At 62.7% G+C, this 14,650-nt stretch carries 13 protein-coding genes; 4 read left to right on the forward strand and 9 right to left on the reverse strand.

Annotated features, from left to right (window positions below; all coding sequences use genetic code 11):
* Positions 1 to 55 precede the first annotated feature (55 nt).
* The 6 genes from J2Y68_RS03895 to J2Y68_RS03920 form a co-directional block, all read right to left on the reverse strand.
* Entirely contained in the window at positions 56 to 949 is an 894-nt protein-coding gene (locus J2Y68_RS03895) for a glucose 1-dehydrogenase (protein ID WP_309989995.1), read from the reverse strand.
* Positions 950 to 1,064: 115 nt separating this feature from the next.
* Positions 1,065 to 2,144, reverse strand: a complete 1,080-nt coding sequence (locus J2Y68_RS03900; protein WP_309989997.1) for a LacI family DNA-binding transcriptional regulator — start codon at positions 2,142 to 2,144, stop codon at positions 1,065 to 1,067.
* Between the two features lie 38 nt (positions 2,145 to 2,182).
* Positions 2,183 to 3,085 carry a carbohydrate ABC transporter permease gene (locus tag J2Y68_RS03905; protein ID WP_309989999.1) on the reverse strand — a complete coding sequence of 301 codons (903 nt, stop codon included), beginning with the start codon at positions 3,083 to 3,085 and terminating at the stop codon, positions 2,183 to 2,185.
* Positions 3,082 to 3,963, reverse strand: a complete 882-nt coding sequence (locus J2Y68_RS03910) for a carbohydrate ABC transporter permease (RefSeq protein ID WP_309990001.1) — start codon at positions 3,961 to 3,963, stop codon at positions 3,082 to 3,084. The genes J2Y68_RS03905 and J2Y68_RS03910 overlap by 4 nt, the downstream gene beginning before the upstream one ends.
* 48 nt (positions 3,964 to 4,011) lie before the next feature.
* Positions 4,012 to 5,349: an ABC transporter substrate-binding protein gene (locus J2Y68_RS03915; RefSeq protein ID WP_309990004.1), complete on the reverse strand. Its 1,338-nt coding sequence runs from the start codon at positions 5,347 to 5,349 to the stop codon at positions 4,012 to 4,014.
* 44 nt (positions 5,350 to 5,393) lie between these two features.
* Positions 5,394 to 6,830 carry a family 43 glycosylhydrolase gene (locus J2Y68_RS03920; RefSeq protein WP_309990006.1) on the reverse strand — a complete coding sequence of 479 codons (1,437 nt, stop codon included), beginning with the start codon at positions 6,828 to 6,830 and terminating at the stop codon, positions 5,394 to 5,396.
* Positions 6,831 to 7,142: 312 nt separating this feature from the next.
* Here J2Y68_RS03920 and J2Y68_RS03925 point away from each other — a divergent pair, with 312 nt between their 5' ends.
* Positions 7,143 to 8,702 (forward strand): glycoside hydrolase family 32 protein, encoded by a 1,560-nt coding sequence (locus J2Y68_RS03925; RefSeq protein ID WP_309990008.1) that lies wholly within the window; start codon positions 7,143 to 7,145, stop codon positions 8,700 to 8,702.
* Positions 8,703 to 8,843: 141 nt separating this feature from the next.
* Complete coding sequence (locus tag J2Y68_RS03930; RefSeq protein ID WP_309990010.1) at positions 8,844 to 10,511, forward strand: RecQ family ATP-dependent DNA helicase; 1,668 nt, start codon at positions 8,844 to 8,846, stop codon at positions 10,509 to 10,511.
* Between the two features lie 35 nt (positions 10,512 to 10,546).
* On the opposite strand, the gene J2Y68_RS03935 is transcribed toward J2Y68_RS03930, so the two are convergent.
* Positions 10,547 to 11,470 carry an NAD(P)H-hydrate dehydratase gene (locus J2Y68_RS03935; RefSeq protein ID WP_309990013.1) on the reverse strand — a complete coding sequence of 308 codons (924 nt, stop codon included), beginning with the start codon at positions 11,468 to 11,470 and terminating at the stop codon, positions 10,547 to 10,549.
* Positions 11,454 to 12,230, reverse strand: a complete 777-nt coding sequence (locus J2Y68_RS03940; RefSeq protein ID WP_309990016.1) for a histidine phosphatase family protein — start codon at positions 12,228 to 12,230, stop codon at positions 11,454 to 11,456. Before J2Y68_RS03940 ends, J2Y68_RS03935 begins: the two co-directional genes overlap by 17 nt.
* Positions 12,231 to 12,364: 134 nt before the next feature.
* Between J2Y68_RS03940 and J2Y68_RS03945 the strand changes: the two genes are divergently transcribed.
* Both J2Y68_RS03945 and J2Y68_RS03950 read left to right on the forward strand, forming a co-directional pair.
* On the forward strand, positions 12,365 to 13,645 hold the full coding sequence (locus tag J2Y68_RS03945) for an NAD(P)/FAD-dependent oxidoreductase (RefSeq protein ID WP_309990018.1): 1,281 nt from the start codon (positions 12,365 to 12,367) through the stop codon (positions 13,643 to 13,645).
* 67 nt (positions 13,646 to 13,712) lie between these two features.
* Positions 13,713 to 14,174 (forward strand): GatB/YqeY domain-containing protein, encoded by a 462-nt coding sequence (locus J2Y68_RS03950; RefSeq protein WP_309990021.1) that lies wholly within the window; start codon positions 13,713 to 13,715, stop codon positions 14,172 to 14,174.
* A 12-nt stretch (positions 14,175 to 14,186) separates the two neighbouring features.
* Here the strand turns inward: J2Y68_RS03950 and J2Y68_RS03955 are convergent, their stop codons facing one another.
* A complete protein-coding gene (locus tag J2Y68_RS03955; protein ID WP_309990023.1) occupies positions 14,187 to 14,591 on the reverse strand; it encodes a hypothetical protein in 405 nt (134 codons plus the stop codon).
* Positions 14,592 to 14,650: the final 59 nt, after the last annotated feature.

Here is a 14,650-nt window from a genome sequence, read left to right on the forward strand (position 1 = left end):
ACGGTGCCTCCCCACATTGGGGAGGCACCGGCGTCGTCATTCAGTTGAAGCAGTCCTACGGTGTGGGGGTACCGCCGTTGACATTCAGCGTCTCGCCCACCACGTAGCTGGATTCAGGCGAGGCGAGGAAAACATAGGCAGGGGCGAGTTCGGCCGGTTGGCCGGCGCGACCCAGAGGAGTCGACTGGCCGAATTCAGGCAGTTCCTCTTTCGGCTGTCCGCTGCTGACCTGCAGCGGCGTCCAGATCGGTCCTGGAGCCACCGCGTTCACCCGGATCCCCTTGGGCGCAAGTTGCTGCGCCAGGCCCTTGGTGAAGTTGTTGATGCTTGCCTTGGTGGTGGCGTAATCCACCAGCGTCGGCGAGGGGTTGTATGCCTGGATGGACGTGGTGTTGATGATGGTTGAGCCTGGCTGCAGGTGGGGGAGCGCGGCCTTGGTCAGCCAGAACATCGCGTACACGTTGGTCTTCTGCGTGTGGTCGAACTGCTCGTCCGTGATGTCGGCGAGCTCCTTCTGGGCCACCTGCTTGCCGGCGTTGTTGACCAGAATGTCTACCCCGCCCAACACGGCGACGGCGGTGTCCACGAGTTCCTGGCAGGTGCTGGAGTCCTTGAGGTCGCCGGGAACTTTCACGGCCTTGCGGCCCGCGGCTTCGATGAGGTTGGCGATCCTGGCGGCGTCCTCTTCCTCTTCGGGCAGGTAGGAAAGAACGACGTCGGCTCCCTCGCGTGCGAAGGCGATGGCGGTAGCGGCTCCGATGCCGGAGTCGGCCCCGGTGATGATCGCTTTGCGTCCTTCCAGACGCCCCGTTCCCCGGTAGCTTTCTTCGCCTAGGTCCGCCTTCGGCGTCAGTTCCGCGTCCAGGCCGGGCTCAGGCTGGTGCTGCTTGGGCGGGGAGATGTGCTCGTAGGCGGTGACCGGGTTTCGGAAGGTGTACTGGTCAGTCATGGTGGTCCTCCTGGTCCTTCATCATGCAACTCGGGCAAAAAAGCTAAGTAGGCTTACGATTTCTACCTTAGGCACGTGGAGGTGTACGTGCCAAGTCGCAGGCGGATAACCCCGTCTATGCCGCCGAGTGAACGGCGACGGAAGCACGTTCAACAGCCGGGCATTCGATTTTCAAGGCAGCACCGTCCGGGGCTGCCTCCAAGCCCAGGAGCATGCGGACACCGGCCGCCCCCAGTTCGTAGTGGGGTAACGATACGGTGGACAGCGGCGGCCGAAGGTGAGCCGCGATGACTTCCTGGTTGTCGAACCCCACCACGGCGATGTCGCCCGGGATGGACAGTCCGTTCTCCCGTAGGCCGTCGTACAGGCCCATGGCCATGCGGTCGTTGTAGCAGTAGACAGCGGATACGTCTCGTTTCAAGAGCTCTGCGGTAGCGCCGTAACCGCCTTCCTGGTCCGGGTAGGCCTCAAGAACTAGGGCGGGGTCGAACGGTATGCCCGCGGCCTCAAGCGCTGCACGGTAGCCTGCGAGCCGTCCGTCCTTCGCCGGGGCGGGGGTTGTGGTGTTGATGAAGGCGATGCGGCGGTGGCCTCCACGGAGGAGGATGTCCGTTGCTGATTGGCCGCCTTGGGCTTCATCAGGGACCACCGCCCGGGCAGATGGTGAATCCGGCGAGAAGCAGTTGACCAGGACAAAGTCGGATTCCCGCAACGTCGACGGAACAGCAGTGGGCCGGTGGAACCAGGTGGAGTACAGGATGCCGCGGACCTTGTACTCCAGCATCATGGCGATGGCGTCTTTTTCCAGGTCGAGGTTGCCTTCGGTGTTGGCGATCAGGAGCGCGTACCCGTGCTTCCAGGCTTCGTCCTGCGCCCCGTGGATGATTTGGCCCGCGAAGGGGGTGGTGGCAACTCCGTCGGCAACCAGCCCGATGAACTTTGAGGTTCCACTGACGAGGTTCTTGGCCATCGCATTGGGGCGGTATCCAAGCTGTCGAATGGCATCGTTGACGCGCTGGCGGGTTTCGTCTGCGATGCGCGCGTTCTTTTTCTTGTTGATTACCAGGGAAACTGTGGCCGTGGAAACGCCGGCTGCTTCTGCGACTTCGCGGAGGGTCACTGGATGGGCGCGGTCCATTTTGACAGGAACGCCGGGGGTGGCCGCGTTGCCTGGATTTTTCTCCTGCGAAATCATCTGTCCTCCACCAGGAGTATATCCGCCTGTGTTAGCGGTCATCCCTTGGTCGCCCCGCTTTCAAGGCCCTGGATCATTGCCTTATTCAGGACGAGGAAAACCAGGAGCAATGGCGTGATGGTCACGCACACGGCGGCGAAGGTGGCCGTCCAGTCAACCTTGCCCATGGCCCCGATGTAGTTTTGCAGGCCCAACGGAATGGTCTTCAATTCCTCCGAGAGGACAAAGGTGTTGGCGAAGATGAAGTCGTTCCAGATAAAGATGCTGTTGACCAGGACCACTGTGACCACTGTGTTCAAAGACAACGGCAGGGTGATGAGACCGAAAATCCGGTATGGTCCGGCGCCGTCCAAGGAAGCGGCTTCGTAGGTTTCGCGGGGAATGTACTCGAAGAAGGATGAGAACAGGTATATCGACATCGGCAGGGCAAACCCGGCCAGCGGGATAATCATCGATTGGTAGGTGTCCAGCAGATTCACGGTTGAGTAATCGATGAAGAGCGGGACAAGTGCGATTTGGACGGGAACAATAATCCCAACCAGGAACAGGCCGCGCACAAACCTGCTGAAACGGAAGCCCAAAACCTGGATGGCGTAGGCGGCCATCATCCCAAACAAGACAATGAGTACGTTGGCACCCATGGTCACGATGAAACTGTTCAGGATATTCCGGCCCAGGTCTCCCGTTTCGAACGCCCGTGCGTAGTTCTCCCATGTGAGGGAACCTGGCAGGGCAAACGGGTCTCCCGTGGCGAAGTCCTGTTCGGTGCGAAGGCTGGTGAGGAACAGCCATGCGAGTGGGTAGACCTGGACGATCACGATGAGCATGATCAGGACCCGTGACAGGGTCCGGTACAGGCTGGGCTTGCGGCGTCGAGGCTTGGATACTTGTGCCGGCGGCGCGGCGGTGGGGGTGCTGGCCGGGGCTGTCTGGGCGATCATGAGTCTGCCTTCCGCTTGAGCATGAACAGGATGAGGCCGACGGCGACGAGGCACTCGATCACGATGAACACGGAGATGGTACTTGCGTACCCGAAATCGGTACTGGTGAATGCTGTCTTGTACATGTAGGTAGTCAGCAGCTCGGACGATTGACCCGGGCCTCCGTTGGTCATCAGGTAGGGGATATCGAACCCACGCAGGCCATAGGTGGTGGCCATGATGGTGGTGGTGATCCATACCGGGCGGATGTACGGGAACCGGATCTTCGTGAACAGCGTCCACTTGGAAGCGCCATCGAGGACCGCCGCTTCTTCGAGCTCCTTGGGTACGGCGATGAGGGCCGCATAAATGATGAGCATGTAGAGACCCGTGAAGCGCCAGCCTTCCGGCGCGGACACAGCTGCCAGGACGGTGTTCACATCAGAGAGCCACGCCCGCTCCAGGGACCCCAGGCCTACCCAGTGCAGCAACTGGTTCAGCAGGCCCACTGGGTCGATCGAGTAAATGCGCACGAAGAGGAACGCGATGGCTACGGTCGAGATGACGGCGGGCAGCAGGTAGAGCGTCTTGATGAGTTCCCGGCCGCGGCGCAGGGAGGTCAACAGGCTGGCAACCACCAGCGCGCCGCCGAGTTGCAGGACCAGGCAGATGGCCAGGTAAAGCAGGGCATTGAAGAATGAGCGCCAGAAAATGTCATCAGCAGTGAGCATCCTGACGTAGTTCGCCAGCCCGACGAACTCCATGTCGCTGATGCCGTTCCACGAGAAGAAGCTCAGGAACAGGGACTGGAGGATCGGGAAGAGAACGGCTGCGCAATAGAGCAGGAGTGGCGGGAGCAGGAACACCAGGACTGATGTCCTTGACCTGTTGGGAAGCATGGTGGGCCTTTCGCGGCGGGGGGCTTTTGCAGCCCCCCGCGCTTGTGTTTACTTGAAGAACTTGGGAGCGTTCTGCTTGATGGCGTCATCCATCGTCTGCGTGAACTGTTCGGGGGTGATGTTTCCCTGGACAAGGAGGACGAGTTCCTGCTGCAGCCGCCCGTTGGTGGTCGGATCCAGCTGGGTATCCCACGGCATGGCCTGCTTGCTCCCGAGGCCGTTCGCGGCATCGAGGGCCTTCTTGTAGAGCGGCGTGGCGTTCGCTGGCACCGCGGTTTGGACGGTGGTGGTGGGGGACAGGGCGCCGGTTGCGGCGTATTCCGCCGGATACTTCCCCAGGGCGAACTTCAGAAAGTCGCTGACCAGCGGATCGTAGGTCTTGGAGTTTACGGCCATGCCAATACCCGACGGCGAGACGTACTCGTTCGCTGACGTCACCGCTTTCTCCGTGGTGGGAAGGGTGAAGAAATCGATGTCGTCCCGCACGGCAGGGTTCAGTTTGTCGGTGGCAAGGCTGGGGAGTTCCCAAGTTCCGATGTTGTACATGGCTGCCTGGCCGGAGGTGAACTGGTTCTGGGCGTCCGAATAGCCTTGGGCCGAGAATCCGTCCTGGAAGCAGTTGGCCTTGCCAAGTTCGGCCAGCCACCCCACCGTCTTTTTCCCTGCCGGATCGGCGAATGAGGCCTCGCCCTTCTTCAGTTTCTGCACGAACTCCGGCCCGGCTTCACGGAACGGCTGGTAGGCGACGTAGCGTTCCAACGGCCACTGGTCCTGTCCGTCCAGAGCAATGGGGGTGATGCCGGCCTTTCTCAACGCCGTGCACATGGCAGGGATGTCATCGAGGGACTTCGGAACGGAAACGCCGGCCTTTTGCAGGAGTGCTTTGTTGTACCACATGAATTCGAGCTCGAACTGGAACGGAATCATGTACAGGGAGCCGTCGTCGAACCGCTGGTAGTCCAGGGCCCCGGGGCGGTAGTCGTCGTAGACTCCCAAGGTTTTCAGCAGTTTGTCGGCGTCAACCATCTTGCCTTGCTTGGCGAGCTGTTGGGCGAAGGGGGTGGCGTCTGTGTCGAACAGTTCAGGGAGCTTGTTCGCAGCGGCCAACGTTTCGAGTTTTTGGATGTAGGAGGGCCGGTCCGGGGTGGTGATGAGGTTCAGCTCGAAGCCGGGGTGGTCCTTGGCGTAGTCATCGGCGAGCTTCTTCATGATGTTGATGACGGCGCCGTCGGCGGGCCGGGACAGCAACCAGGAAATTTCGCGGGGCTTGATCTCGCCGGTAGGACTCACGTCGGCAGGGTTGGCTGCGTTGCCGCCGCCACCACACGCGGTCAGTGCCAGCGCGCAGGCAGCTGCAACAGCAGCCGCTCGGAAAAGTTTCTTCATGGGGACAATCTCCCTTGATTGGTCGGAATGATGGGTTGGGGTATTCAGTTGTCGGTGCGTTGGCGTATCTCAAGTTCGGCAATGGTGACGGCGCCTTCGCCTGCGAAGACGCCGATCCGCCCGTTGGGGCGGTCATAGATCCTTGCGCTCAGCGCCACTTGGCGGTCGACGACGGCGACGCACGTGTCGCCGTCGACCATCACCTCGAGCGTGTGCTTGCCTGCGGCGAGGTGGCAGGGGCGTTCCAGTGCGATGTCGAAGGGCACATCCCCCGAGACCTGCCACTGGGCGTCGCCGGTCAGTTCCCGGGGCCAGCGATCGAAGACGAGCCGGCCGCGTTTGGGTTCGAGGCGCAGCACGTAAGAGATGTCGCCGTCGTCGCTTGACCGGAGCAGCAGTCCACATTCGGTGGTGTTGGGCGCTATGTCGAACACGGCCTTCGCGTAGAACTGGCTGGGCAGTTCCTCGTCCGAGACGATGGCGGAGTAGTTGTCGGGCACGTCCAAGGTGGCCGGCATTGGAACGGGCAGCGTTACGGGCACATCCTCCCAGAAGCTGTCCACGAGTTCGTCGGCAAATCCGAAGCCGAGAGTGCCGTCCGGGTTCTGGCGGGCTTCCAGTACGGACATGGTGCCGGCCCACTGCCACGCACCGTCGTCGGTGTTGCCTTCCTTGCTGGCAATCCAGCCGAAGAAGAAGCGCCGATCGTCGCGGCCGGCGCTTTTCGAAGCGTAAAAGGCGCGGCCATCGATGCTGTCCAGTTCGGGTACCGACCATGGGCCGTCCGGGCTTTTGGCCATGCGATACCTGGTGGTAAACGACTCGGAGAATTCGGAGTAGACCATGTACCACCAGTCACCCCACTGGAAAACGTCCGGGCATTCGTGGGTGATGTAGCGGCGCGGGTCCCAGAACGGATCCGCATAATCCCATGTCATCAAATCCCGGGAGACGCACTGGGCGATCACACCCCGGCGGCGTTCGGGACCGCCGGAGTGCCGGGCCGCTATCAGCATGCGCCAGAGTCCGCTTGCCTCATCGCGGAAGACGAAGGGGTCCCGCCAGTCGCCGGATTCGTAGCCCTCCGGAGCGCCGAAAGTGAGTTCCGGATGTTTGGTCCAGCTCCGCATCCCATCTGTACTGGTGGCGTGCATGACCAGTTGGAGGGGAGCGCCATCCGGGCCCAGGTTTCGCGGGTTTTGGCCCGTGTAGAACAGGTGGTGTGTGCCATCGCCGTCAACTATCACGCTGCCGGTATAGGCATTGAAGTCGGGTTCGTCCTCGTTTCCGTGCGGCAGGGCGACCCCGTGGTTTTCGAACTGGGTGAGGTCTTTGGTGGTGACCAGGTTCCATGCTGTTCCAGGCTTGGGCTCGGACCGTTCTTCATGAAGGTAGAAGAGCCAAAACTCCCCATCCTTCTCGAAGGGGATGAGGTCCCCAACCCATCCGTCAGTGGGCTGGAAGAAGACTGAGCGTTTCATCTGCGCTGATGTCCATTCTGCTAAAGCGTTTGATCAACACGAAGGTAGCGCAGGTCACATCGACTGATCAAGCGTTTTAGCAAAAGAATTCTGTGAGTGCTAAAACGCTTGACCGCTGCCTCCGGAAGCCACTATGGTCCTAGCTACCGATGACAAACCGCGCTCCCTCGACGCCGAGCGGGCAGACCCGGTCACCGTCATCGGCACATGTTCTCCAGCCCTATGACGGCGTAACTTTGGCGCGCCCGGCCACACCTGGCCGGTCCCGTTGGTGCGCCCTCATGCCACTGAATGCTTGAGAGGAAACATTTCATGACGCTCGAATTTTCACGCCGAACAGTCCTGCAAGGGACGGGAGCGGGCGCGTTGGCGCTGCTCATGGGCGGCGTCGCCGCCGGAACGGCCCAGGCGGTGCCCTCCCTCAGGGCCGTTTACCATATGACTCCGCCGTCAGGCTGGCTGTGTGATCCCCAACGACCGGTCCACACCAACGGTGCCTACCAGCTCTACTACCTGCACTCCAGCATCAATAATGGCCAGGGCGGCTGGGACCTCGCCACCACCAACGATTGCGTCTCGTTTACGCACCACGGTGTAGTGATGCCGCTCCAGCCCGACTTTCCGGTGTGGTCAGGATCGGCAGTGGTGGATGCGGCGAACACTGCAGGCTTTGGCTCCGGGGCTGTGATCGCCCTCGCGACCAAGCCCACCGACGGGATCCGGAAGTACCAGGAGCAGTACCTCTATTGGTCCACGGACGGCGGCTCCACCTTCACCGCCCTGCCCGACCCGGTGATCGTGAACACCGATGGCCGCGCCGCTACCACGCCGGCCGCGATCGAGAACGCAGAATGGTTCCGTGACCCCAAGATCCACTGGGACACCGCTCGCAACGAGTGGGTGTGCGTCATCGGGCGGGCACGCTACGCAGCTTTCTATACGTCGCCGAACCTGCGCGACTGGAAATGGACCTCCAACTTCGACTACCCCAACCATGCGCTCGGCGGGATCGAATGCCCCGATCTGTTCGAGATGACCGCCAACGACGGCACCCGGCATTGGATCTTTGCTGCGAGCATGGATGCGTACAGCATTGGCCTGCCCATGACCTACGCCTATTGGACTGGTTCCTGGAATGGCACGGCGTTCACAGCCGATAACCTGACGCCCCAGTGGCTCGACTGGGGGTGGGATTGGTACGCCGCAGTGACGTGGCCCGCCGCTGAAGCGCCCGAGACAAAGCGGCTCGCTATCGCCTGGATGAACAACTGGAAGTACGCCGCCCGCGACGTCCCCACGGACGCCTCGGATGGCTATAACGGGCAGAACTCGATAGTTCGGGAGCTTCGGCTGGAGCACCAGCCTGGTGGCTGGTACAGCCTGTTGAGCGCTCCCATCGCCGCCCTCCAGGCCTACGCGACAGCAACCGTAGGCCTGCCTGATTTCACCGTGGACGGAACCGTGGTCCTGCCGTGGGCCGGACGCGCATATGAGCTGGAGCTCGACATTTCCTGGGATGCCGCAACGAATGTGGGGGTATCCGTGGGGCGTTCTCCCGATGGTTCGCGGCACACCAATGTAGGCAAGTACGGCGGAGACCTTTACGTGGACCGTGCGCCGTCGGACCAAAACGGCTATGCGTTGGCGCCCTACACCCGCGCCGCCGCGCCCATCGACACCGGTGCCCGGTCGGTGCACCTGCGCATCTTTGTCGATACCCAAAGCGTTGAGGTTTTCGTCAATTCCGGGCATACCGTGGTGTCGCAGCAGGTGCATTTCGTTGACGGTGACACCGGCATTGCGCTCTACGCCGACGGAGGCCCGGCGACCTTCACCGGAATAACCATCCGCGAGTTCGGAAACCCCATCTAGCGACGTTCCCCGGGGCGAGGGTTACGTAGTTATCCACAAACGAAAGGACGTGGACGACGGCGGCCCTCGCCTCGCGCTAGGCTGGTTACCTCGGCTGATGCAAGTGGCCGCAGGAACCACCTATGCGGAGCTTTCCTCTTAATGTCCGATGACCTTGCCCTCGCCGACCTTGCGGCGTCTTCCTTTTCCCTCCCAACTTTGCGCGACGGCCAACTTGCCGGCATGAGTGCCCTGGTCGAGGGCCGTGATGTCCTGGCCGTCATGCCAACCGGGTACGGCAAATCCGCCACCTACCAGGTGGCGGCCCAGTACCTTCACAACCAAACGGGACGACCCGCCGTCGTGATTTCTCCCCTCATTGCCTTGCAGGAGGACCAGCTGGACGGTCTGGCCGACGACCTGGGGGAGGGCGCCGCCGTCGCGGTCAATTCATCCCACAGTGATGCCGAAGTGGAGGCCGCATGGGACGCGGCGGGTTCAGGCCAGGCCACTTTCCTCTTCCTCGCGCCGGAACAACTGGCCAAGCAGGAGACGGTGGACCGGATCGCTGCGATGGACATCACCATGTTCGTAGTGGATGAGGCGCATTGTGTTTCGTCCTGGGGCCACGACTTCCGGCCCGACTATCTGGACCTGGGAAACGTCCGCAAACGCCTGGGCAATCCGCCGGTGCTGGCACTGACCGCCACGGCATCACCGCCGGTGCGCGACGAGATCGTCGAACGGCTGGGCATGACGGACCCGCTGGTCCTCGTGCGCGGTTTCGACCGCCCCAACATCAGCCTCGATGTCGTCCGCCATCAGGAAGACAAAGGCAAACGCAAAGCCGTGGTGGATCAGGTCGCCGCATTGGCCAGGACCGGCGGGCTGGGGCTGCTTTATGCCGCGACACGCAAGGACACGGAGAAGTACAGCAGCAAACTTGCTGAGGCCGGACTCCGTGCCGAGGCGTACCACGCAGGGAGGACGGCCGCCGAACGCGAACGCATCCACCAACAGTTCCTGGATGACGAACTGGACGTCGTGGTGGCCACGACGGCGTTTGGAATGGGCATCGACAAGGCAAACGTGAGGTTCGTGGTGCATGCCGACATCCCTGAGTCGCTGGACGCTTACTATCAGGAAATCGGACGCGCGGGCAGGGACGGGGAGCCCGCCTCAGCCATACTCCATTACCGGGAGGAGGACCTGGGGTTACGGAAGTTCTTCGGCACCCACTCGCCAGACCCCGAGGCACTCCTGGCGGTGCTGACCGTAGTGAAGAATGCGAAGTCGCCAGCGCCCAAGAGCGCGCTCGCAGAGCTCACCGGATTCCCGCCGCGGCGGGTCACCGCGCTGGTAAACCAGCTGGAGGAGGCCAGCGCCGTCACCACCGGAAAACGTGGCGTTCGGCTCACGTCCAAGGCCAAGCTGCCCGCAGTGGTGGAGCGGGCCGTCGAGTTGGCCGAAGCCCGGCAACGCGTTGACCAATCCCGGCTCACGATGATGCGTGCCTACGCTGAGACGGACGGTTGCAGGCGCCAGTTCCTTCTCGGCTATTTCGGCGAGGACTCGCCCCAGTCGTGCGGCAATTGCGATGCGTGCACCCAGGCCGCGGACCGTTCCGAAGCTCAGGCTGGCATGGACGCCGTGCCCCCAGCATCTGATGAGCCGTTTCCGCTTCAATCAACGGTGATTCACAAAGAGTGGGGGCAGGGCCTGGTGATGCGCCACGAGGACGACGTCATCACAGTCCTGTTCGAGCAGGAGGGTTACAAGACGCTGTCCCGCACCGCGGTGATGGAGCACGAGCTGCTGAAAAGCTGCTGAAACCGGCGTAGTTAGGCTGGGCGCCGGGGCTGGGCTCACGTGTTCAGTTCCAGCATGAGGGCAGGAAGTTGGTCGCTTAGCTCGCGGGCCAGGAAACCGAGGGGACCGAGCTTGCTGGCCAGGCGATCGGCCGCGGCCGCGTGAAGGTGGGTGCCCCAGCACGCTGCCTGGGCATCGCTGGTTCCGCGGGCCCTTAGCCCGGTGACGGCACCGGCAAGGACATCCCCGCTGCCCGACGTCCCCAGCCCGCCGTAGCCCGTGGTGATCTTCCAGAGTCCAGGCTTGTCCGCGTCCTGGGTGGATGGCCCGGCAATGTAGCCCTGGCAGCTCACCACGGCGTCAAAGCGTTGGGCGATCTCCACAATGGCCCCTTCCAGCGTGTCCACGTCCCGGCCCAACAGGATCCCGGCTTCCGTGGGGTTGGGGGTGAGGATGAGCCGGCCCCGCCACGGCTCGATGTGGTCTTCGAGCTTCGTCAGCGCTCCCAGGGCATAAGCGTCAAGAACGACGGCGGGGCCGCCGTTGGCGTTTGGGTCACCGCGGAGTTCCTCCCGCTCCAGCAGCGCCCCAAGCATGGCCTCGGCCAAGTCGAGGTCGTCGAGACCAGGGCCGATCAGGACGGCGTCCGAGCTTTCCAAGTAGGAAGATATCCGGTCCAGGCCTTCACCACTCAAGGATCCGTCGTCGGTTTCCGGCAGGCCCAGCGCCCCGCACTCCGGAAAGGCAACCCCCAGCTGCACGGCCACGGATTCGGCGACAGCCAACGTAATTTTTCCGGCACCTGCGCGAAGGGCGGCGGTGCCGGCAAGCAATGCCGCGCCCGGGGTGGCACGCGCACCACCTATGACCAGCACTGCGCCGCGTGAATACTTGTCGTCTCCTGGTGCCGGTAGCGGCCAGTCACGCAGCAGGGACGGAGTTATCAGGGTTGGCGCGTCAAAGTCATTGAGGGTGGACACTGGCGTCTCCAGAATGTTCGGTAACCGTCACGCCCTGCTCGGTCAGGTGGTCGGCCACGTTGAAGCTTTCCAGTTCCCAACGGCCTGCACCGGTGGGACGGACATACCGGGTAATCGAGGCGTTGAGCACCGAAGTGCTCGCTGCAAGGTCCAGGATTTCGTCCTCGGACATGCCCTCCAAGACGTAGCGGATCAGCAGGATCACGGCATCGTGGCAGACCAGCATCACCCGGCGGCCAGCCGCCAGGGTGTTGAGTTCGTCCAGGACCGAGCGCAGCCGCAGGGCGACGTCCGCCCACGATTCGCCGCCCGGTGGCCGGTAGTACAGCTTGCCGAGCCATAGCCGCCGCTCGGCTTCATCCGGGTACCTGTTTTCCACTCCACGACGGGTAAGCCTGTCCAAAATGCCCAGTTCGCGGTCACGCAGGCGCTCATCCGTGAGCACTTTCGCGGGCCAGCCCGCCGTTTCGACCGCAATTTGCGCTGTTTGCAGGGCGCGTGCGTAAGGGGAAGACACCACAGCATCGGGCCGCAGCTCCTCAGCGATCCTGGCCAAGGCTGTTCCCAAGGCTTTGGCCTGCTCCTGCCCGGTTCCGGAGAGGTTCACGTCGGGGTCCCTCGCAGGAACGTCGATGATGTCCGCTCCAGACAGGTGCGCCTCGGTAGCGGCGACGTTGCCTTCGCTCTCACCGTGCCGGATCAGGAGCAACTCCACAGCCCCCGCCTCCTGCACGGCGTCCGTCAGTCCGTCCTCGTTCACCAAAGATCACCTTTCCGCACGCGTTGCCGAATTCAGAACACTACCCACTGCGTACCCACCGGGCCAGAGACTAAACGCGAGGTGGCCGACGTCGACCCCTGTCGCCTGGGTCTCCCGTGAAGTAAGTTGCTCGCATGGAGGACTCATACCAAGTCATTGTGGTCGGTGCCGGATTCGCGGGCGTTGCAGCAGCCAAGGAGCTTGGCCGCAAGGGCGTCCGCGTCCTGCTCATCGATTCGAACAACTATCATCAGTTCCAGCCGCTCCTTTACCAGCTGGCGACCTCGCAAATCGGAGTCTCGGCTATCGCCCGACCCCTCCGCTCGGTATTCCGACGCTTCAAGACCGTCCGGGTCCTCACAGCGAAAGTGGAGTCCGTGGATGCGGCGGAGCGGTCCGTCACCACCGCGGAAGGCCGTACGCTGCGGGCAGAGGTTCTTGTCATTGCCGTCGGCGCCGTCCCCAACTTCTTCAATACGCCCGGCGCGGAGGAGTTCGCGTTTCCCCTGTACTCCGTCACCGACGCCACCAGGCTCGGTACAGGCCTGACCCGGCTGCTGGACCAGGCCGACCGGAGCCCCGACGGGTCCGTGGACGTTGTGGTGGTGGGAGGTGGCCCTACCGGGGTGGAGACAGCCGGGGCCATGGCGGAGAACGTCAAATACGTTGTGCGTAAGTACTTCTCCCCGGCCCTCGCTGCCCGCTGCAAAGTGCATCTGGTGGACATGGTTCCGAGTGTCCTGAACATGTTCTCCACCAAGTCCCAAAGCTACGCGACGGAACACCTGACCAAGATCGGGGTCCAGCTGCACATGGGCGTCGGGGTCACCGAAGTCCGCAAGGACGGCGTGACGTTGGCTGACGGCAGCACTGTCCCTGCACAGATAGTGGTGTGGGCCGGCGGCCTGAAAGCCGGCGACCTGATTGCCAACTCCGGCCTGACGCAGGGCAGGGGCGGACGCGTCGACGTGAATCCTGACCTCACTGCGCCCGACGTTGACGGGGTTTATGTCCTGGGCGATGCAGCCAACATCACCGATTCCACGGGAGCCAAACTGCCCCAACTGGGCTCAGTGGCCCAACAAGCAGGCAAATGGGCGGCCAACAACATCATCGCTGACCTGCGCGGAGGCACCCGGAAGCCCTTCAGTTACTTCGACAAGGGATACATGGCGATGGTCGGCAGGGGAGCCGCGGTGGCCGAGCTTGGGCGCAAACGCCTGCAGTTGCAGGGTCCCTTCGCTTTCCTGTCGTGGCTGCTGGTGCACCTCGCCCTCCTCTCCGGAGTCCAGCAAAAGGCACGTGCGTTGTTCTCCTGGCTCAACGGCTACCTCCTGCATAGCCCGGCCCAGGTTGTGGTGAGCGGACCGGTCGAGAAGGACCCGCCGGAGCAGACCCCGCCTGGGACTGCCTGAACACCTGAGTGCACCGCTGGGCGCCGAACTGGGAAGATAGCAGGAGGACACCCAAACAAGGAGCATCATGTCACTCAAAGAACGCTTGAAAGCGGACGTCGTCGACCATATGAAGGCCGGCAACAAAATGGCGCTGACCACCGTCCGCAACGTCCTGGGCGAAATCACCACCCGGGAGAAATCAGGTAAAACTCCGGTGGAGCTCGACGACGTCCAGGTCACCTCGCTGCTGCAGAAGGAAGCTGCCAAGCGCCGCGACACCGCGCGCATCTACACTGAGGCGGGCGAAACTGACCGAGCCGCTGCAGAGGTGGCTGAAGCGGAGATCATCGAGGCCTACCTGCCCAAGGCCCTCACCCGCGAAGAGGTGGAAACAATCGTGGACGAGGCTATCGCTGCCCTGAAGGCGGACGGCCAGGAGCTCTCCATGCGGTCCATCGGAGCCGTGATGAAGCCCGTTACCGCCAAGGTGGCAGGACGCTTCGACGGAAAAACCGTTAGCGAAATCGTGCGCGGGCGTTTGGGCTAGAACGGCCTTATTTTAGACCGGCGACCTGGGCGGGCCTGCGGACCCTAATGCCACCTGCCATTTCGAGTCGTTCCAAGCGAGCTCAAACGACATGTCATCGCCTTGCTCATCCCCGGCAATGACCACGTGGTTGTCAGGCGCGCCGTGGTGCTCCCTGTACGCGACTTTGTAGGTTGAGATGTCGAGATTGACGGCGGCGGCAATCAGGGAGTCCGCCCCGGCCTCCCGGTCCTGCATGTACACTAGGGCGAGATCCAGCAGTCTTTCCCGGTCGCCGTCCTTTGCGGCCCTGATGACCTGCTCAGCGGCGGTATTCCGTTGTCCGATGTCCGGGTCCAACGTCCTGTCGCAACCGCTGAGGGCAAGACCCAGTCCGGCGGCTACTGCGGCTAAGGCTGTCCATCCTGGGAGGCGCACATTCGCCAGCTTATTCCGCTAGGCCGGATCTTTGCGTCATGTCTACCCCATCGTCAAAC

Source organism: Paenarthrobacter nitroguajacolicus (genome assembly GCF_031455195.1).
Classification (GTDB): Bacteria; Actinomycetota; Actinomycetes; order Actinomycetales; family Micrococcaceae; genus Arthrobacter; species Arthrobacter nitroguajacolicus_D.

Bases quoted from the DNA above. Each gene is read 5' to 3' on its own strand.
- J2Y68_RS03930 (WP_309990010.1), top strand. From the start codon at position 8,844: ATGTCCGATGACCTTGCCCTCGCCGACCTTGCGGCGTCTTCCTTTTCC.
- J2Y68_RS03950 (WP_309990021.1), top strand. From the start codon at position 13,713: ATGTCACTCAAAGAACGCTTGAAAGCGGACGTCGTCGACCATATGAAG.
- J2Y68_RS03925 (WP_309990008.1), top strand. From the start codon at position 7,143: ATGACGCTCGAATTTTCACGCCGAACAGTCCTGCAAGGGACGGGAGCG.
- J2Y68_RS03910 (WP_309990001.1), bottom strand. From the start codon at position 3,963: ATGCTTCCCAACAGGTCAAGGACATCAGTCCTGGTGTTCCTGCTCCCG.
- J2Y68_RS03895 (WP_309989995.1), bottom strand. From the start codon at position 949: ATGACTGACCAGTACACCTTCCGAAACCCGGTCACCGCCTACGAGCAC.
- J2Y68_RS03900 (WP_309989997.1), bottom strand. From the start codon at position 2,144: ATGATTTCGCAGGAGAAAAATCCAGGCAACGCGGCCACCCCCGGCGTT.
- J2Y68_RS03905 (WP_309989999.1), bottom strand. From the start codon at position 3,085: ATGATCGCCCAGACAGCCCCGGCCAGCACCCCCACCGCCGCGCCGCCG.
- J2Y68_RS03920 (WP_309990006.1), bottom strand. From the start codon at position 6,830: ATGAAACGCTCAGTCTTCTTCCAGCCCACTGACGGATGGGTTGGGGAC.
- J2Y68_RS03915 (WP_309990004.1), bottom strand. From the start codon at position 5,349: ATGAAGAAACTTTTCCGAGCGGCTGCTGTTGCAGCTGCCTGCGCGCTG.
- J2Y68_RS03945 (WP_309990018.1), top strand. From the start codon at position 12,365: ATGGAGGACTCATACCAAGTCATTGTGGTCGGTGCCGGATTCGCGGGC.